The sequence below is a fragment of the Brevundimonas sp. genome (genome assembly GCF_036963785.1).
Taxonomy (GTDB): domain Bacteria; phylum Pseudomonadota; class Alphaproteobacteria; order Caulobacterales; family Caulobacteraceae; genus Brevundimonas.
The window spans coordinates 374,626-392,506 of the sequence record NZ_JBALUS010000002.1 but is presented as its reverse complement, the minus strand read 5'-3'; the positions used below and the strand labels follow the sequence as shown (position 1 = coordinate 392,506).

The following is a 17,881-nucleotide window of genomic DNA, read 5'->3' as shown; positions in this document are numbered from 1 at the left end:
GTGTCAGGTCAGGGTTGGGGCGCGGCGTCGACGGCCGCCTCGACCTGGCGGAAGAAGGCCTCGCGGGCGGTGCTGTGGGGCTGGCCCACGGCGCGGGGCCAGGCCGACAGCAGCACGATGATCAGCCCGCGCTCCGGATCGACGCGAATGGTCTGGCCGAAGATGCCGTAGGCGGCATAGATGCCGTCGTCCTTGGTCCACCACTGGAAGCCATAGCCTTCGCCGGGGTCGCCCGTTTCGGCCTGTTTGACCACCGCCTGGGCGAACCAGTCGTCCGGCACGATACGCTCGCCGTCCAGCCAGCCGTCCTCCAGCGCCATGAGGCCGATCCGGCCCCAGTCGCGCAGGGTCGCCGACACGCAGCAGCCGCCCATCTCGCGTCCGCCCTGGTCCAGGGCCCAATAGGCGTCGGCCTCCATGCCCGCGCGCGACCAGATCCGTTCCGACAGCAGCTGGGCCAACGGCTTGCCCTCGGCGGCAGCGATCAGCGATCCGACGAGATTGGTCTCGCCGGTCGAATAGTTCCAGCGGGTCCCGGGCTCGGCGGCCCGAGGCAGGCGGCCCATATAGGTGACGACCGGATCCTCGCCGGGGCGCGCGGGCTCCTGCAGGAAGCGCGCGACGTCGGAGGTGGGGTCGAAATAGTCCTCATTCCAGCGCACGCCCGAGGTCATGGTCAGCAGCTGGCGAACGGTGACGCCGTCATAGCCGCCGCCCGCGAGGGCCGGAAGGTAGAGGGTGACCGGGTCCTCCAGCGACCCGATGGCGCCGCTCTTGAGCGCCGTGCCGACCAGCGTCGAGGTGAGGCTCTTGGTCATGGAGAAGGAGACCCAATGGTCCCGCTCGTCGATGCCGAGGCCGTAGCGTTCCAGCCGGATGCGCCCGTCCTGGATGACCAGCACGCCCGCGACCTTCTCGGCCGCCATATAGGCCGAGGGATCAAGTGCGATCGGCTCGCCGACGGGCAGGGCTCGCACCGGGGTCTCGCCCCGCGACACCGTCGCGTGCGGCATGACCGTCTCCATCTGCCGGAAGGCGCGCTCGCGGTCGGCCGGCGCCCAGAACAGCACCGCAGCGGGGTTGCTCTCGGGCGTGGGTTGCTGGGCGCAGACCGGGGCGGCGAGGGCCACGGACAGGAGGAGGGCGGCGGCGAGTGTGCGAAGACGGGTCATGCGCACAAGCCTAGCAGTGAGGGAGCCACCGGCATACCCGTCGGCATGACCCGGAGCGCCGGCCTAGGGGGCTCCCCGCCGTGCGGCCAGTGCCGACTGGACGGTCAGGCCGACCCACACCCCGGCGATGACGATCAGCAGGCCGTAGTCATAGCCGGGGACAAACACCGGAATGGCCGCCCCGATCAGGGTCAGCAGCGGAAATACCAGTGCCCACATGGCCGTTCCGGGCGTATCGATATGGACCAGCGGCAGGGGTGCCCGTCCCATGCGCTTCAGCAGCCAGCCGTTCATGACGACGAACAGGGCGGGCACCAGCAGGGCGAGCAGGACGTACTTGAGCGTCTGGTCCGTCCGGCCATAGACGGAGGTCGTCAGCACCTGCAGGGCATAGGCCGTGCCCGTGGTGATCGCCAGCAGCAGATTGGGCCCCACCGACCTCACGAGCGCACCTTCACATAGCTGCCGGGGGCGGGCTCCAGCGCGGGCAGGGGCCCCTTCTCGGGATCGCGGGCGGCGACTTTTGCCCCCGACCGCTTGGCCAGCCATTCGGCCCAGTGCGGCCACCAGCTGCCCGGATGCTCCTTCGCCGCTGATAGCCAGTCATCAAAGGTTTCGGGCAGGGCGTCATTGGTCCAGTGGGCGTACTTCTTGGCGGACGGTGGGTTGATTACCCCGGCGATATGGCCCGAGCCCGCCAGTGTCAGCGTCACATCTGCGCCCGTAAAGGCCCGCGCCGAACGGTAGACCGACCGCGTCGGCGCAATATGGTCCTCCCGGCTGGCCTGGAAGTAGAGCGGGATCGTCACCTTCGACAGGTCGATCGTCACCCCGCCCAGCTCGAACTCGCCGGCCGTCAGGGCATTCCGCCCATACATCGAGCGCAGATAGTCCATGTGCAGCCGCTTTGGCATCCGCGTCTGGTCCGCGTTCCAGAACAGCAGGTCGAAGGCGGGCGGGTCCTTGCCCATCAGATAGTTGGAGACGAAGAACGACCAGATCAGATCATTGGCGCGCAGGGCGTTGAAGGTGTCGGCCATGGCGCTGCCGGGCAGCACCCCGCCGGCCTCATCCATCTGGCGCTCGATCTCTTCCAGCCAGTGCTCGTCGGTGAACAGCAGCAGGTCGCCGGCCTCGGCAAAGTCGTGCTGGGCGGCAAAGAAGGTGGTCGCGCCCACGTCCTTGCGTCCCGTCGCCGCCATATGGCCCAGCGCCGCACCCATCAGCGTCCCGCCGATGCAATAGCCAACAGTGTTGACCGTCTTTGTCCCGCACTGCTCGCGCACCTTGTCGATGGCGCGATAGATGCCCTTCTCCAGATAGTCGTCGAACCCGTACCCGGCCTTGTCCGCCTCGGGATTGACCCACGAGCAGACGAACACGCTGAACCCCTGCGCCGACAGCCAGCGGATCATCGAATTGGCCGGCTGCAGGTCCAGGATGTAGAATTTGTTGATCCAGGGCGGGAAGATCAGCAGCGGGATCTCATGCTGCTGTTCCGTCGCGGGGGCGTACTGGATCAGTTCGAACAACTCGTCGCGCCAGACCACCTGACCCGGAGCTGTGGCGACGTTCTCACCGACCTTGAACCGTCCATAGTCGGCCTGGCTGATCTTCAGCTTGCCGTGCCCACGCTCCATGTCGGCGGCGAAATTCTGCATGCCCTTGACCAGGGATTCGCCATTGCTCTCGGCCAGGGCTTTCAGCGCGGCCGGGTTGGAGGCGAGGAAGTTCGAGGGCGAAAAGGCGTCCGTCAGCAGGCGGGTGAAGAACTCGGCCCGGCGCTTGGTGCGGGGATCGATATCCTCGACCGACGAGACCAGCTCATTCATCCAGTCGGCGGACAGCTGATAGGACCGGCGCATGATGTCGAAGGTCGGATTCTCGCTCCAGGCGGGGTCCTTGAACCGCTTGTCGGGCCGGCCGTCGGGGGCGGGCACGCCTTGCGTCTGGCTGGCGGTCGAGGACCACAGGTCCATGTAGCGCGAGAACAGATCGGCCTGGGCCTGGAACAGCTTGTCGGGGCGTGATGCCAGCCCGCTCATCACCGAGGCCATGGCCGGGCCGACATTGAACGGGTCCGGGTTGAGCGCCGCCGGCCGTCCGGCCTGGCTCATCGCCGATTCGGCCATGGCGGCCTGGGCCATCATCGCCGCCCGGGCCAGATTCATCGACAGGGCTTCCAGATCGGGCAGGGCCTCTTCCGGCGATGCCGCGGGCGAGGGGGAAGCCTTGGGCTCGGCCTCGACCGTCGGGGCCGCCTCGGGTTTGGCCCTGGCCGCCCGGGGCTTGGACGTCCCCTTGGCCGAGGTCGGTCGTCCGGACTTGCGCGGCGCCCGGGTCGGCGCCGTCTTGCCTGCGCTCTTCGAAGGCGTCGTGGAATCGGTCGGGCGTCTGGCCATGGGATCCTCTCGTCGGGCGCGGCTCCACGAGGGGCACATCACAACGGCGTGCCGGATCGCGTCCTTGCCCTTTCTTGCGGGGGGATCATGGCATATGACCGTGCCCGAGATGAATGCGCAGCGGATGAAAAAGTGGACGGTGGCCGGCCTCGGCACTGTGCTGGCCGCAGGCGCGGTCGGCTGCGCCACGCCGGACCCGGTCTCTGACAGTACGGTCGCGCCGCTTTCGCCGCGAATCGTCTCCCTGATCGACGAGAATCGCCGCTACCCGGAATGGCGGAATTTTCCGCGCCAGGGGACAGCCGCTCCCGATGCGGCCGCCGTCTCGGTCCAGGTCGCGGCGCTCGATAGCGCCTCGGCCGCCACGGCGGCCGACGTCGCCGCGATCGACTGGACGCTCGACGATCCCGAAAGATTCGCCCGCCGGATCGCCGAGGACATTGCCGCGCGGCCGCTGGCCCCCGCTACGCTCCGGACGCGTCAGGAGGTTGAGGCTTTCGCCCAGGATCTGCGGGACCGGGGCAGGGCGCCCCCGCCCGTCCCTCGACGCTGACACCTGTCGCACACATCCAACACTGGCGCGGACCGCAAGGGTCACGCACCCTCAGGAGACACCTATGGCCCAGGACGCCAAACCCTACGCCGCCAGCCTGCCGTTCGAGGCCGCCGAGGTCGCTGAACTGGCCGCCATCGCCAGCTATGCCCAGATCGGGCGCGGCGACGAAAAGGCCGCCGACCAGCTGGCCGTCGACGCCATGCGTACGGCCCTGAACGCGCTCGATATCGACGGCAAGATCGTCATCGGCGAGGGCGAGCGCGACGAAGCGCCCATGCTCTACATCGGCGAGAAGGTCGGCACCGGCAAAGGCCCGGCCATCGACATCGCGCTGGACCCGCTGGAGGGCACCACCCTGACGGCCAAGGCCATGGCCAATGCCCTGACCGTTCTGGCCATGTCGCCCGGCGGCGGCATGCTGCACGCGCCCGACACCTATATGGACAAGATCGCCATCGGCCCCGGCTTCGCCCCGGGCACGGTCGATCTGGGCATGTCGCCACAGGACAACGTCCGCTCGCTGGCCTCGGCCAAGGGGGTCAGCCCCTCCGACATCACCGTCTGTGTCATGGACCGTCCGCGCCACGCCGAGCTGATCGCCGCCCTGCGCGAGGTCGGGGCCCGGGTGCTGCTGATCACCGACGGCGATGTGGCGGGCGTCATCCATACGGCTGAACCCGAGACCGGCATCGACCTGTACCTCGGCTCCGGCGGGGCGCCCGAGGGCGTGCTGGCAGCCGCCGCACTGAAGTGCGTCGGCGGCCATTTCCAGGGACGGCTGATCTTCCGCAACGATGACGAGCGGGCCCGCGCCGAGCGCACCGGCGTCACCGATTTCGACCGCACCTATGACCTCCATGAGCTGGTGTCGAAGGATGCCATCTTCGTCGCCACCGGCGTGACCAAGGGCGCCATGCTGGACGGCGTCCGCTATGTGGACGGCCGCATCGAGACCCACACCCTGGTGATGGACTCCTTCACGCGCACGGTGCGCCGCATCCGCACCTCGCGCCCGGCCTGACGGACCGGTGGACGGCTCCGCGCCCTCTGACACACCGGCCTTTCTCGGGGTCGAACGCTCGCTGTCCGGGCGTCAGTGGCGCGAGCGCCCGTACGATCCGGCGGTCGCACGGTCCCACGCCCAGTCGCTGGGTCTGGGGGAGCCGCTGGCCCGCGCCCTGGCCTCACGCGGGGTCAGGCCGGAGGAGGGGGCCGACTTCCTCGATCCGACCCTGCGCGCCCTGTTCCCGGACCCGTCCAGTTTTGCCGACATGGACGCAGCCGCCTCGGCCATCGTCGATGCGCTGGAGCGTCGGGCCAATATCCACGTCTTCGCCGACTATGATGTGGACGGTGCGTCCAGCGCGGCCCTGCTGGTCCGCTGGTTCCGCGAGATGGGCCACGACCTGTCCCTCTATGTCCCGGATCGCCTGACCGAGGGCTATGGCCCCAGCCCCCGGGCGTTCGACACGCTCAAGGCCGCCGGTGCCGATCTGGTCATCACCGTGGACTGCGGCGCGGCCGCCGAGGTCGCGCTGGCCCATGCGGCCGACATCCGGCTCGGCGTCGTCGTCATCGACCACCATCTGATGCGGGGCGAGGCGCCGGCCTGTCTGGCCGTGGTCAATCCCAACAGGTCCGACTGTCGCTCGGGGCAGGGCAATCTGGCGGCGGCCGGGGTGGTCTTTGTGCTGCTGGCCGCCCTGAACCGCGAAGTCCGCAGGCGCGGCCTGTTCGAGGGCAGGACGGAACCTGACCTGCGTCGCTGGCTGGATCTGGCGGCGCTGGGCGCCATCTGTGACGTCACCGCCCTGACCGGCTTCAACCGCGCGCTGGCGCGACTGGGATTGCAGGTCATGTCGTCCTGGGCCAACCCCGGGCTGAAGGCCCTGCTGGACGTGGCGGGCAGTGAACCCGGCGAGGCCAAGAGCAATCATGCCGGCTTTATCCTCGGCCCGCGCATCAATGCCGGTGGCCGGATCGGACGCGCCGATCTGGGCGCGCGCCTGCTGTCGACCGATGACCCGGCCGAGGCCATGGCGCTGGCCCGCGAGCTGGACGCGCTGAATATCGCCCGGCGCGAAGTCGAGGCCGACGTCACCGAGGCTGCCGTCCGTCAGGGCGAGGCCATGGGCGTCGAGGATCCGTCGGTCTCCGCCGCCGTGATCGCGGGCGAGGGCTGGCACCCCGGCGTCGTCGGCATCGTCGCCGGTCGTCTGCGCGAGCGTTGGCGCAAGCCGGTGGTCGTGATCGGCCTCGACACCCTTAACGGCATCGGCAAGGGCTCGGGCCGGTCGCAAGCGGGCTACAACCTGGGCCGCGCCGTCCAGCAGGCCTTTGATGACGGCGTGCTGCTGGCCGGGGGCGGGCACGCCATGGCGGCGGGGCTGACGGTACGAATCGACCGGATCGATGCCCTGCGCGACTATCTGAACCAGGCCCTTTCGGCCCAGACCGATACCGAGGCGGCGCGCGCCCTCGATGCCGTTCTGGTCGATGCCCTGATCGAGCCGGGCGCAGCGGATCGCGCCCTGTTCGAATCGTTCGAGAAACTGGCACCCTTCGGCCCCGGAAACCCCGAACCGGTGTTCGCGCTCGAGCGCGTCCGGGCCGTTGATGTGCGACCCATGAAAGGCGGGCATTTGCGTTGCCTGCTGCGCGGGGCCGATGGCCGGTCGCTGCGCGCGGTCGCGTGGCGCTGTGCCGATCAGGAGAGCGGACAGGCCCTGGCGGCCGGCGACGCCCTGAATATCGTGGGTCGTCTGAAGCCCGATGACTGGAATGGCCGACGCGGCGTCCAGTTCGAAATCGACGATGTCGCCGACCCGCGACGGGCCTGATTGATTCAGTTGGTCGAAGAGGGTTGCAAGCGCCGGAATCGCCCGCTATATCGCCGTCCTCCCGCGCAGCGGTCCCTTCGTCTATCGGTTAGGACGTCAGGTTTTCAACCTGAAAAGAGGGGTTCGATTCCCCTAGGGACTGCCACGCGGGGTTTTCCCCCACACCGTGATCGCCCGTCGGCACCGCGCCTGCGGTTCGCACGAAAAGGCCATTCCCCGCCCGTCGGCTCTCGCGCTAGACAGGCAGGATGAACGATTCCCGGCAAAGCTATCAGCTGTTCGGTCTCCGCATTGCCAGCGACCTGTCGCTGCCAGGCCTGCGGTCGGGGGCCTACGGATGCCGGTTCCCTTGTGGCACGGCCGTAGGCTCCGCCGTCGCCCTGCAAGCTGCTGCAACTGCGTCGCACCTTCAACCTGCGGTGTAAAACCGGCGTTTTCGCACTCCACAGGCTTCACAGAACCGTGTTAAACATACCCATGTCTGCTGTTCGCGGGCGGGGGTGTTTTGCTGTGTCTGACCTAGAGGGGCTTGATACGCCGGGGACGATCGAGATCGTCGGCAAGGTCAAGTGGTTTGATCCCGGAAAGGGATACGGGTTCATCGTTCCGGACGATCCGGACATGACCGATCTCAAGGATGTCCTGCTGCACATCAGCAGCCTGCGCGACACCGGCCGGGACAGCGCGCCTGAAGGCGCGTCGATTCGCTGCGAGTGCGTCCGCCGCGCCAAGGGCTGGCAGGTGCTTGAAGTGCTCGATCTGGCTGACGACGACAACGCCGATCCGTCTGAACCCCGTACCGGCTATGACGGCCTGAGGACCTTTGGACGATCTGCGTCGGCCCCCGATGCCGAGCCTCTGTCCGGCCTGCCGCTCGAGCCGGCGGTCGTGAAATGGTTCAATCGCACCAAGGGCTATGGTTTTGTGGTGCGCGATGAGGCCGAGGGCGATATCTTCGTCCACGTCGAGACCCTGCGTCGCTGCGGCATCGAGGACCTGTTGCCCGGCGATCCGGTCCAGGTTCGCTTCGGCGAAGGCCCCAAGGGCCTGGTCGTCGCGGAAATCAGAATGGGCGGAGACACTTCCGCCTGACGAAAGAGGTGGAACAGGTGTTGAAGCGTTATCTTCCCGCAGCCGCGATCATGGCGGCCTTTCTGTTCACCGGTGCCTGCAGCCAGGACCATGGCGCGGCGGATGGCCAGACCCTGCCGGTCGAAACGCTCAGCGTCGTCACCGACGCGGGCAGTTTCGACTTCGACGTCGAGATCGCCGACGACGAGGCCGAGCGGGCGCGGGGCCTGATGTACCGCCCGCCGCTGGAAGACGACAAGGGCATGCTGTTCCAGTTCCCGGATGCGGCCGAGCGCGCCTTCTGGATGCAGAACACGCCCAGCTCGCTCGACATTGTCTATCTGGACCCGCAGGGCTGCATCATCTCGATCGCCGCCCACACCACGCCCCATGCCGAGACGACCTATCCCTCGAATGGAGCCGCCAAGGGCGTTCTTGAGGTCCGGGCCGGTCGCATGAGCGAAATCGGGGCCGGTCCGGGCGACCGCGTCCGCCACCCCTTCTTCGACACCCAGACCCCCTGCAGTTGATGTGATGACCTTCACCCGCAGCCTGCCTGTTGCTGCCCTCCTTGCGGCGCTGTTGTTCACCGGAGCCTGTGCCCAGGACGCGGTGACCGCGGACGGCGTGCAGGCCCTGCCGGTCGAGCCCCTGACGGTGGTCACCGCCCGGGGCAGTTTCGACTTCGAGGTCGAGATCGCGGATGAGTTCGAAGAGCGCCAGCGGGGCCTGATGTACCGTCCCCCGCTGGCCGACGACCGGGGCATGCTGTTCCAGTATCCCGAGGCGGCCGAGCGTGGCTTCTGGATGCTGAACACGCCCAGTTCGCTGGATATCGTCTATGTGGATCCGCAAGGCTGCATCATCTCGATCGCCGCCCGCACCACGCCCTATACCGAGGCCACCTATCCCTCAGGCGGGGCCGCCAACGGCGTGCTCGAGGTCCGGGCCGGGCGTATGGACGAGATCGGCGCGCGGCCGGGCGACCGCGTTCTCCATCCCTTCTTCAATACCGACGCACCCTGCGATCACTGATCCGCGTTGCGGGCCGGGCAGGGGCGTGGCATGAGGGCCGTCCCTTGATGTCGGGGTGTAGCGCAGCCTGGTAGCGCATCTGCTTTGGGAGCAGAGGGTCGGAGGTTCGAATCCTCTCGCCCCGACCAAGGGCCGGGCGGCTGGACCGCCGGGGCGACGCTCGCTAAACGAGGTTCAGCGCGGGGCAAGAGCCCCTTTGAGGTGAACGAGACAGACATGTTGGCGCGTATCTACAGACCGGCGAAAACCGCCATGCAGTCGGGCAAGGCCAAGACCGCCGCCTGGATTCTGGAGTTCATGCCGGCGTCCGCACGCTTCATCGACCCGCTGATGGGCTGGACCGGCTCGACCGACATGAACGGCCAGGTGCGCCTGACCTTCGACACCCGGGACGAGGCCGTCGCCTATGCCGAGCGCCACGGGATCGCCTTCCGTCTGCAGGAGCCGCACGAGGCCCCGCTGATCCTCAAGGCCTATGCCGACAATTTCGCCACCCACCGCAAACAGCCCTGGACGCACTGAGCGTCCGCCGGACTGACCGCGACCCGGGCGCCCTTAGCTCAGCTGGATAGAGCACCCGCCTTCTAAGCGGACGGTCGCAGGTTCGAATCCTGCAGGGCGCGCCACGGTTTCAGCAGCAGGACGTCAACCACCCGATCACCATCCAGCACATCTTGCTGTTTGTGCATCGGCGATTTGCGCCTCAAGGTCCTCGCGGTCCCGGAGCCGCTCCGCTGCATCGCAACGTCCACCCCCCTCGGCGTCGGTCAAATCGACCGTTGCTCGTCCGCCATCATGTGTGAGGGCTTCGGAGGGTCCGCCCGGCGCTTCGATGATCAGGTCCGGGCAGAGGGACTTCGACACCTGCAAGACACCGGAGTCCCCGGACTCTTCGATGTGCACCGGCCAGTATGTCGCCATGCCAAATCGCGCGCGCTGCTGGAGCTCATAGATGACCACGCAGCGTCCCGCTGAACCCTCGCCGAGATCGATATCGAGCGTCACAGGCTTTCGAGGGGGCGAGCAGGCCGAGATCGAGCCGGCAATCATGATCGCGCAGATTACTGCTGTCGTAGCGGCTGCCTTCATGAGGCCGAGGATCGCACTGCCATCGAGGCCGCGCAATGCGGGCCGCCTGAGTCCCGCCTTTCCTCGCCCGGGCGGTTGCGAAGCCGGAGCGGATGCCGTCTATAAGACGGATCATGACGATCCCTATGCCGTCACGCCTTCACCGCCTCTTTGCCGCCGGAACCGCTCTCGCGGCGGCGCTCGTCCTCACGGCCTGCGGGGGCGATGATGACAGGAAGGCCGCCACCCCGGATGACGATCTGGCGGGTCTGCCGCCGGTCGAGGCGACGGCACCCGGCACCATCGGTCCGACCCTGGCCGCCGTGCGCCGGCGGGGGCGTCTGAACTGCGGCGTGCACGAGGGTCTGGTCGGCTTTGCCTATACGGACAACCGGGGCCAGTGGCGCGGTTTTGACGTCGACTTCTGCCGGGCCATGGCGGCCGCCATTTTCAACAATCCGGACGCGGTGCGGTTTGTGCCCCTGACGACGGCCCAACGGTTCGAGGCCCTGCGCGAAGGCCGGGTCGATGTGGTGTGGCGCAACACCAGCTGGACCATGGACCGGGACGTCACCGAGGATGTCTCCTTCGCCGGCACCAACTACTATGACGGCCAGGGGTTCATGGTCCGCCGCGCGCTCAATCTGGGCAGCGCCACCGAGCTGAACGGGGCGCGCATCTGCGTTCAGGCCGAGTCGACCTCGCAGCTCAATCTGGCCGACTATTTCCGCCTGCGCGGCCTGGAGTATGAGCCGGTCGTGGTGGCCACCGAGGAACAGGCCCGCCGCGCCTATGCCGACGAACGGTGCGACGCCTTCACCGCCGATGTCTCGGCGCTGGCGGCGGCGCGCACCACCCTGGCCAACCCGGAACAGCACGCCATCCTGCCCGATGTGATCTCCAAGGAACCGCTGGGTCCGATCGTCCGCCGCGATGATCCGCACTGGACGCGGGTGGTTCGCTGGACGCTCAACGCCCTGATCCTCGCCGAGGAATATGGCGTCACCCGCGATACCGTCGCCGATCAGGCCGAACAGGCTCGCGATCCGCGCGTCCGCCGTCTGCTGGGCGTCGAGGGGGAGTTCGGCACGCGGTTGGGCCTGTCGGACCGCTGGGCCTTTCAGGCGATTTCGGCGGTCGGCAACTATGGTGAGATTTTCGGGCGCAATCTGGGGTCGGATTCGGCCCTGGACCTTGCCCGCGGTCTGAATGCGCAGTGGAACGCAACGCCGGGCGGTCTGATCTACGGCCTGCCGATCCGGTAGACCGGTTCCGGACTGCACTGGCGATCCGGTGCCTCAGTCGATAACGTGTGCAGCCAGTGCCGGGACACAGCCCGAGCGTATCGATACGGGAAGTCCATGACTGACGACAGCCACACTGACGCCGGAGAACGCGAACGCGGGCCCCTCTACCGCTACTGGTTCGGCATCAAGCTGTGGAAACGGATCCTGGTTGCCCTGGTGCTGGGCGGCGTTGTGGGCTTCTTCTGGGGCGAGGGGGCCGTGCAGATCAAATGGATCGGCGACCTGTTCGTGCGCCTGATCCAGATGATCGTCATCCCGCTGGTGTTCGCCACCATCGTCTCGGGCGTGCTCAGCCTGCAGGACCCCAAACGCCTGGGCTCGCTGGGGCTGAAGACCATCTTCCTCTACATTCTGACGACAGCGTTCGCGATCGTCATCGGCCTGATCCTCGGCGCCCTGGTCCAGCCCGGACTGGGCGTGGACTTTGCCGGCGCCGTGCCACGCGAGCTGGAGGCGGCCCAGCCGTTCGCCGGCCTGCTGGAATCCATCGTCCCGACCAATCCGATCGCCGCCCTGGCCGAGGGCCAGGTGCTGTCGGTGATCTTCTTCGCCCTGATCTTTGGCGCGGGCCTGCTGACGGCCGGGGCCAAGGGCGAGCCGCTGGCCAGCGCCTTCCACGCGGGGGCGGAGGCGATGCTGAGGGTCGTCAATTTCGTCATGGAGATCGCCCCCTTCGGCGTCTTCGCCCTGATCGCCTGGGTGATGGGCACCACCGGTCCGGCGACCTTCGTCAATGTCGCCCTGCTGGCCTTCTGTGTGATCACCGGCTGTATCCTGCAGGTGCTGATCGTGCACGGCGGGCTGATCAAGCTGCTGGCGCGCCTGCCGGCGCTGCCCTTCTTCCGCGGTGTGACCGACGCCGGGCTGGTGGCCTTTTCGACCTCGTCGTCCTCGGCGACCCTGCCGGTGTCGATGGCGGTGGCCGAGGCCAATCTGGGCATCAAAAAGCCGGTGTTCTCGACCGTCCTGCCGCTGGGCGTGACCATTTCGATGGACGGCACGGCGCTCTACATCGCCCTGCTGGCCTCGTTCGCGGCCCAGGCCTTCGGCATTGACCTGTCGATGGCCGACTATGCGCTGATCGCCCTGACGACGGTGCTGGTGTCCATCGGCACGGCGCCGGTGCCGTCGGCCTCGCTGTTCATGCTGGCGGCGGTGCTGCAGGTCATCGGGGTCAGCCCCGCCCAGACGGCCCTCATGGTCGGCTTCATCCTGCCGTTCGACCGCATCCTCGACATGACCCGCACCGTGGCCAATGTCATCAGCGACCTGGCAGTGGCGACCATCGTCGGGCGCTGGGAGAAGGAAATCGACACCGAGGCCTACAAGGCGCCGCCGATCAAATAGGGGGCGATGCGACGGCGGCAGGGGGGCCTGGTGACCGGGTGAAAATCTCCCCTCGACGAAGGCTGCGGCGCTGGCGCACAATATGGCGTTGGGGCGCGCGACCTGGTCGAGGCTCGCCGACGTTTAGAGAGATCGGCCGCGGCCGGGGGGACCTGTGGAAAAGACCAAACGTGGCGGCGTGCCGCTCTATCTGTGGATGCTGCTCGGCTTTGCCGCGGGCCTTGGCGGCGGCCTGTACGTCAATCTGAATGATCTGGTGGTCATTCCGTGGGTCATGGAGCTGATCCAGTCGGTCGGTCAGATCTTCCTGCGCCTGCTGTTCATGCTGGTGATTCCGTTGCTGTTCTCGGCGCTCGCCGTCGGCGTGGCCGAGATGGGCGATCTGAAGTCGCTGGGCCGCGTCGGCTTCAAGACGTTGTTCTTCACCATCATGGTCTCGGCCATCGCGGTCGGGATCGGCCTCGGCATGGTCAACTACTTCCAGCCGGGCGCGGGCGTGGACCCGGGCCTCGCGGCCCAGTTGCTGGAAGACGGGGCCGATGGCGCCGCCGCCATCGTCGGCAATGCGCCGCAGAGCATCGAGGCGGGTCAGTTCTTCCTCGACATGATCCCGTCGAACGTCATCACGGCCGCCGCCGACAACCAGATCCTGCCGGTCATGGTGTTCGCCCTGATCTTCGGCATCGGCATGGTCATGGCCAAGTCCAGGGCCACCGACCAGCTGCAGGAGACCCTGCAGGGCCTGCTCGAAGTGATGATGAAGCTGATCAATGCCGTCATCAAACTGGCGCCCATCGCCATCGCCGCCCTGATGTTCAACCTGGCCGCTGTGTTCGGCTGGGACCTGCTGGTCCGGCTGGGGGCCTATGCGGGCGTCGCCGTCGGCGCCATGGCGATCCACATGTTCATCGTCTATCCGCTACTGGTCCTGATCTTCGGCGGCATGAACCCGCTGAAGTTCGCCCGCGGCGTTCGCGAGCCCTTCGTGGTGGCCTTCTCCACGGCCTCCTCCAACGCCACCCTGCCGATCGCCATCAAGGCCGCAGAGGAACAGCTGAAGCTTCCGAAGCGCATCTCGCGCTTCGTGCTGACGGTCGGCGCCACGGCCAACCAGAACGGCACCGCCCTGTTCGAAGGGGTGACGGTGCTGTTCCTGGCCCAGTTCTTCGGGGTCGACCTGAACCTTCAGCAGCAGCTGGTGGTGATGCTGGTCTGTATCCTTGGCGGTATCGGCACGGCCGGTGTGCCCGCAGGCTCCCTGCCGGTGGTGGCGCTGATTCTGGTCATGGTGGGTGTGCCGGCCGAGGGTATCGGCCTGATCCTCGGCGTCGATCGCTTTCTCGACATGTGCCGCACCACGCTGAACGTCACCGGCGATCTGGTGGCCGCCACCGTGGTCTCGCGTGGGGAGAAGGACATCCCGGCCTCGGTCGCGGGCCCGGAGCCCGTCGCGCCACCGACCTCCTGAAGCGTCAGCCGGTGTGGATGGGGGTGTCGCTGCGGCTCCCCCATTCAGCCCAGCTCCCGTCATAGAGCCGCGCCGACCGACCCAGCACGGTCAGGGCCAGCACCAGAATGGCGGCGGTCACGCCGGAGCCACAGGTGGTGATCGGCACAGCCGCGTCGTCCAGCCCGATCGTGTCGAACAGGGTCGCAAGATCGGCCGGACCCCGCAGACGTCCCGCCTCATCGACCAGCGCCGCATAGGGCAGGTTGCTCGCCCCGGGCATATGGCCGGACCGTACGCCGGGGCGCGGCTCGGCGCTCTCGCCCCGGAACCTGAGGGCACCCCGCGCATCCAGCACAGGCACAGTGCCCTTGGTCAGCGCCCGCCGCACCGCTTCGATGTCGGCCAGCGCGGTCCGGTCCAGTCGGGCGTCAAAGCGGGCGGGCAGGGGCTGGGCATCCCCGCTTTCGATCTCGCCCCCGGCCTGTTTCCACGCGTCCAGGCCGCCATTCAGCACCTGGACCTGCGCGGCTCCAAAGACCTTCAGCATCCACCAGGCGCGCGGCGCCGAGAACATCGGCCCTGTCTCATAGACCACGATACGGTCCCCTTCAGACAGCCCCAGCGCCCCCATGGCCCGCCCGAAATGCGCCGCGTCCGGCAGGGTGTGGGGCAGGGGCGAGGTCGGGTCTGACACCGCCTCCAGGTCGAAGAAGACCGCGCCGGGGATGTGCGCCTCCCGGAACAGGGCCAGCGTATCGGTGCCGTCCAGTCGCCATCCGGCATCCACGATCCGAACGGTCTGCTCGCGCATCAAGGCCATAAGGTCGTCGGCGTCGATGAGCGGCGACATCGGATCAGTCCTTGCCGATCGCCAGCTGGATCACATCCGTCCGGCCCGACCGGAAGCCGGCTTCGCAATAGCCCAGATAGAACCGCCACATGCGCCGGAACCGCTCGTCAAAGCCCTGAACGCGCTGGATGTCGCTCCAGCTGGACTGGAACCGGCGATCCCAGGCGGCCAGGGTGTCGGCATAGTCCTGACCGAACCGCTCGACGGATTGCCAGCTCAGGCCCGCCGCCTCGATGACCGGCTTCAGCCGCGCCTCGCTGGGCAGCATCCCGCCCGGGAAGATGTATTTCTGGATGAAGTCGGTGCGGATCGCATATTCCTCGAACAGGGCGTCCTGGATGGTGATGATTTGCAGGGCCGCCCGGCCGCCCGGCGCCAGCACCTCGGCGATCTTGCCGAAATAGGTGGGCCAGTATTCCTGTCCCACGGCCTCGAACATCTCGATCGAGGCGACCCGGTCGAACTGGCCGGTCACATCGCGATAGTCGACCAGCTGGATGCTGACCTGCTCGCCCAGCCCGGCGCGCTGCATGCGCTGGCGGGCAAAGTCGTACTGTTCCTGTGAAATGGTGATGGCCGTGACCTTCGCTCCGACCTCGCGCGCGGCATATTCGGCGAATCCGCCCCAGCCACAGCCGATCTCCAGCACCGACTGGCCGGCCTTCAGGTCCATGCGCCGCGCCAGGCTCTCGTATTTGCGCGCCTGGGCCACCGCCAGCGCCTCGTCCTTGGCTGCATAGCGGGCCGAGGAATAGGTCATGGTCTCGTCCAGCCACGACGCATAGAATTCATTGCCCAGGTCATAGTGGGCATGGATGTTCTTGCGCGCGCCCCGGCGGCTGTTGCGCCGCAGCCGGTGGCTGATCCAGTTGATCACCTTCATCGGCAGGGAGCCGTTGAACAGCCGGTGGATGTGGTCGTAGTTCTCGACCAGAACCTCCAGCAGGACCGCCAGATCGGGGCTGTCCCATTCGTCGGCCATATAGCCCTCGGCAAAGCCGATATCGCCATTGGCCAGCACCCGGCGGGCGACATTGTAGTCGCGGATTTCCAGAACGGCGCTGCGGCCCTGAACCTTGCCGACCAGCTCGTGCATGGCGCCGTCGGGCAGCTTCAGCGTCAGTCGGCCCCAGGTCCAGTTGGCCGCCAGAAGCCGCAGGAACAGGCCGAAACCGCGCGGCGCATGCGCCGGGGCCTGAATGTCGCTCAGGGTGGTCGCCGTCATCACAGACCTCCACAGGAAAGTGCGAGGACCGGCATTCTACGCCTCATTGCCCAGACTCTTGAAGGCCGCCAGCGCAGCATCGCGCGCCTCCGCGTGATCGACGAGCGGGCGGGGGTAGGTCTTGCCCAACTGAACGCCGGCATCGGCGCGGACTTCGGCCGGGGCCTCCCACGGGTTGTGCAACCAGCGATCGGGAAGCTTCTTGAGCTCCGGCACCCAGCGTCGAACATACTTACCATCCGCATCGAACTTGGTGCCCTGCGACACCGGGTTGAAGATACGGAAATACGGGGCGGCATCGGCTCCGGATCCCGCGACCCACTGCCAATTCTGCGAATTACTGGCCAGATCGGCATCGATCAGCGTGTCCCAGAACCAGGATTCGCCCTCACGCCAGTCGATCCGCAGGTGTTTTACCAGGAAGGACGCGACCACCATGCGCACCCGGTTGTGCATCCAGCCGGTGGCCCACAACTCGCGCATGCCCGCATCGACCATGGGATATCCGGTCTGGCCTATCTGCCACGCCTTCAGCCCGGCCGCGTCCGAGCGCCAGGGGAAGTCGTCGAACTTCGGCTGGAAATTCCGGTCCGGCAGGGTCGGGAACTGATGCAGCAGATGCGCCGAGAACTCGCGCCAGCCGATCTCGCGGACAAAGGCCTCGGCCTGTTGGTCGGTCACAGTGCCGGCCTCGACCGCGGCGCGCACATCCAGAACCACGCGCCAAGGGCTGATCTCGCCCCAGTGCAGGGCCGCCGACAGCCGGCTGGTGCCGGGCTTGCCGGGCCTGTCCCGCATCACCCCATAGTTCGCCAGATCCCGTCGGATAAAGTCTGCCAGTCGCTTCAACGCCGCCGCCTCGCCCGGGGCCCTTGCATCGAACCGGGCCGCCCAGTCGGGGCGCGCTTCATACAGGCTCCAGTCCGCCAGCTTGTCGGACATGACACCCTCCACGCCCTTGATCCGCGCCGGGGCCGGTCGCGCGGGCGGCGGCTCGATCGCCTCCATCAGCGCGCGATAGAAGGGGGTGAAGACCTTGTACGGCTTCTCGGCCTGGGTCAGCACCGATCCCGGCCGGGCCATCAGCGATCCGTTGAAGCCCCGGCACTCGACGCCCTCGTCCTTCAGCGCATGGGCGATGTCGGCATCGGCGGCAAAGGCGGCGGGCTCGAACCGGCGGTTCATGAACACGGCATCCGCACCCGTCTGGTCGATCAGCTCGCGCAGCACCGCCTCGGCCGGTCCTCGCCGCAGGACCAGAGGCGCCCCGATCTTGTCCAGCGCCTCGGCCAACGCTTGCAGCGAGCGCTCCAGCCACCATTTCGAGGCCCCACCCAGCGGGCGTCCGTCCGCCGCCTCATCCAGAACATACAGGGGTACGACCGGCCGGCCGCTCGCCACCGCCTCGGTCAGGGCGGGGTTGTCGGCCAGCCGCAGGTCCCGCCGGAACCACAGGATCACAGGCGTGTCGGACCCGCTCATGCGCGCATCCCGACAGAAAACCTGTTATCCAAAATCATCCGCCCCATATGACGTCCTGTCTGATTTGAGCCTCGGG

17 protein-coding genes and 3 tRNA genes are annotated in these 17,881 nt (G+C 67.5%); 13 read left to right on the top strand and 7 right to left on the bottom strand.

All coding sequences use genetic code 11. The features are described 5' to 3' along the window. Positions 1–8 precede the first annotated feature (8 nt). From V7672_RS05540 to phaC, 3 genes are all read right to left on the bottom strand, one after another. Complete coding sequence (locus tag V7672_RS05540; RefSeq protein WP_335623597.1) at positions 9–1,172, bottom strand: serine hydrolase domain-containing protein; 1,164 nt, start codon at positions 1,170–1,172, stop codon at positions 9–11. A 63-nt stretch (positions 1,173–1,235) separates the two neighbouring features. Next, a complete protein-coding gene (locus V7672_RS05535) occupies positions 1,236–1,616 on the bottom strand; it encodes a hypothetical protein (protein WP_335623596.1) in 381 nt (126 codons plus the stop codon). Next, complete coding sequence (gene phaC, locus V7672_RS05530; protein ID WP_335623595.1) at positions 1,613–3,574, bottom strand: class I poly(R)-hydroxyalkanoic acid synthase; 1,962 nt, start codon at positions 3,572–3,574, stop codon at positions 1,613–1,615. The genes V7672_RS05535 and phaC overlap by 4 nt, the downstream gene beginning before the upstream one ends. 94 nt (positions 3,575–3,668) lie before the next feature. Here phaC and V7672_RS05525 point away from each other — a divergent pair, with 94 nt between their 5' ends. The 10 genes from V7672_RS05525 (at position 3,669) to V7672_RS05480 (ending at position 9,702) form a co-directional block, all read left to right on the top strand. Continuing rightward, on the top strand, positions 3,669–4,127 hold the full coding sequence (locus tag V7672_RS05525) for a hypothetical protein (RefSeq protein WP_335623594.1): 459 nt from the start codon (positions 3,669–3,671) through the stop codon (positions 4,125–4,127). A 64-nt stretch (positions 4,128–4,191) separates the two neighbouring features. Continuing rightward, complete coding sequence (gene glpX / locus V7672_RS05520) at positions 4,192–5,151, top strand: class II fructose-bisphosphatase (protein ID WP_335623593.1); 960 nt, start codon at positions 4,192–4,194, stop codon at positions 5,149–5,151. Between the two features lie 7 nt (positions 5,152–5,158). Next, complete coding sequence (recJ, locus tag V7672_RS05515) at positions 5,159–6,970, top strand: single-stranded-DNA-specific exonuclease RecJ (RefSeq protein ID WP_335623592.1); 1,812 nt, start codon at positions 5,159–5,161, stop codon at positions 6,968–6,970. A gap of 70 nt (positions 6,971–7,040) precedes the next feature. Continuing rightward, positions 7,041–7,115, top strand: a tRNA-Glu gene (locus V7672_RS05510). 365 nt (positions 7,116–7,480) lie between these two features. After that, positions 7,481–8,062, top strand: a complete 582-nt coding sequence (locus tag V7672_RS05505) for a cold-shock protein (protein ID WP_335623591.1) — start codon at positions 7,481–7,483, stop codon at positions 8,060–8,062. A gap of 20 nt (positions 8,063–8,082) precedes the next feature. Further along, positions 8,083–8,571 carry a DUF192 domain-containing protein gene (locus V7672_RS05500; protein WP_335623590.1) on the top strand — a complete coding sequence of 163 codons (489 nt, stop codon included), beginning with the start codon at positions 8,083–8,085 and terminating at the stop codon, positions 8,569–8,571. Between the two features lie 4 nt (positions 8,572–8,575). Continuing rightward, entirely contained in the window at positions 8,576–9,076 is a 501-nt protein-coding gene (locus V7672_RS05495) for a DUF192 domain-containing protein (RefSeq protein WP_335623589.1), read from the top strand. A gap of 51 nt (positions 9,077–9,127) precedes the next feature. Then, positions 9,128–9,204: transfer RNA gene (locus tag V7672_RS05490), tRNA-Pro, on the top strand. Positions 9,205–9,292: 88 nt separating this feature from the next. Then, entirely contained in the window at positions 9,293–9,598 is a 306-nt protein-coding gene (locus V7672_RS05485) for an ETC complex I subunit (protein WP_286692026.1), read from the top strand. A gap of 27 nt (positions 9,599–9,625) precedes the next feature. Next, positions 9,626–9,702: transfer RNA gene (locus V7672_RS05480), tRNA-Arg, on the top strand. Between the two features lie 31 nt (positions 9,703–9,733). On the opposite strand, the gene V7672_RS05475 is transcribed toward V7672_RS05480, so the two are convergent. Then, a complete protein-coding gene (locus V7672_RS05475; protein ID WP_335623588.1) occupies positions 9,734–10,201 on the bottom strand; it encodes a hypothetical protein in 468 nt (155 codons plus the stop codon). A gap of 77 nt (positions 10,202–10,278) precedes the next feature. Between V7672_RS05475 and V7672_RS05470 the strand changes: the two genes are divergently transcribed. The 3 genes from V7672_RS05470 (at position 10,279) to V7672_RS05460 (ending at position 14,266) form a co-directional block, all read left to right on the top strand. Beyond that, positions 10,279–11,409 (top strand): amino acid ABC transporter substrate-binding protein, encoded by a 1,131-nt coding sequence (locus tag V7672_RS05470; RefSeq protein ID WP_335623587.1) that lies wholly within the window; start codon positions 10,279–10,281, stop codon positions 11,407–11,409. 96 nt (positions 11,410–11,505) lie between these two features. Beyond that, the gene (locus tag V7672_RS05465; RefSeq protein WP_335623586.1) at positions 11,506–12,798 is read left to right on the top strand and encodes a dicarboxylate/amino acid:cation symporter; all 1,293 of its coding nucleotides are present in this window, start codon (positions 11,506–11,508) and stop codon (positions 12,796–12,798) included. A 154-nt stretch (positions 12,799–12,952) separates the two neighbouring features. Next, positions 12,953–14,266 carry a dicarboxylate/amino acid:cation symporter gene (locus tag V7672_RS05460; RefSeq protein WP_335623585.1) on the top strand — a complete coding sequence of 438 codons (1,314 nt, stop codon included), beginning with the start codon at positions 12,953–12,955 and terminating at the stop codon, positions 14,264–14,266. 4 nt (positions 14,267–14,270) lie between these two features. On the opposite strand, the gene sseA is transcribed toward V7672_RS05460, so the two are convergent. Genes sseA through V7672_RS05445 form a run of 3 tightly spaced genes read right to left on the bottom strand, consistent with a single transcriptional unit; the run spans position 14,271 to position 17,805 of the window. Continuing rightward, positions 14,271–15,098, bottom strand: coding sequence for a 3-mercaptopyruvate sulfurtransferase (gene sseA / locus V7672_RS05455; RefSeq protein WP_335623584.1), 828 nt, complete (start codon positions 15,096–15,098; stop codon positions 14,271–14,273). Between the two features lie 4 nt (positions 15,099–15,102). Continuing rightward, positions 15,103–16,323: a cyclopropane-fatty-acyl-phospholipid synthase family protein gene (locus tag V7672_RS05450; RefSeq protein WP_335623583.1), complete on the bottom strand. Its 1,221-nt coding sequence runs from the start codon at positions 16,321–16,323 to the stop codon at positions 15,103–15,105. Between the two features lie 36 nt (positions 16,324–16,359). Beyond that, a complete protein-coding gene (locus tag V7672_RS05445; protein ID WP_335623582.1) occupies positions 16,360–17,805 on the bottom strand; it encodes a cryptochrome/photolyase family protein in 1,446 nt (481 codons plus the stop codon). Between the last annotated feature and the right edge of the window lie 76 nt (positions 17,806–17,881).

Coding starts and splice junctions, on each gene's coding strand:
- V7672_RS05470 (WP_335623587.1), top strand. CDS start 10,279: ATGACGATCCCTATGCCGTCACGCCTTCACCGCCTCTTTGCCGCCGGA.
- V7672_RS05485 (WP_286692026.1), top strand. CDS start 9,293: ATGTTGGCGCGTATCTACAGACCGGCGAAAACCGCCATGCAGTCGGGC.
- sseA (WP_335623584.1), bottom strand. CDS start 15,098: ATGTCGCCGCTCATCGACGCCGACGACCTTATGGCCTTGATGCGCGAG.
- V7672_RS05525 (WP_335623594.1), top strand. CDS start 3,669: ATGACCGTGCCCGAGATGAATGCGCAGCGGATGAAAAAGTGGACGGTG.
- V7672_RS05495 (WP_335623589.1), top strand. CDS start 8,576: ATGACCTTCACCCGCAGCCTGCCTGTTGCTGCCCTCCTTGCGGCGCTG.
- phaC (WP_335623595.1), bottom strand. CDS start 3,574: ATGGCCAGACGCCCGACCGATTCCACGACGCCTTCGAAGAGCGCAGGC.
- V7672_RS05450 (WP_335623583.1), bottom strand. CDS start 16,323: ATGACGGCGACCACCCTGAGCGACATTCAGGCCCCGGCGCATGCGCCG.
- glpX (WP_335623593.1), top strand. CDS start 4,192: ATGGCCCAGGACGCCAAACCCTACGCCGCCAGCCTGCCGTTCGAGGCC.
- V7672_RS05465 (WP_335623586.1), top strand. CDS start 11,506: ATGACTGACGACAGCCACACTGACGCCGGAGAACGCGAACGCGGGCCC.
- V7672_RS05445 (WP_335623582.1), bottom strand. CDS start 17,805: ATGAGCGGGTCCGACACGCCTGTGATCCTGTGGTTCCGGCGGGACCTG.
- V7672_RS05540 (WP_335623597.1), bottom strand. CDS start 1,172: ATGACCCGTCTTCGCACACTCGCCGCCGCCCTCCTCCTGTCCGTGGCC.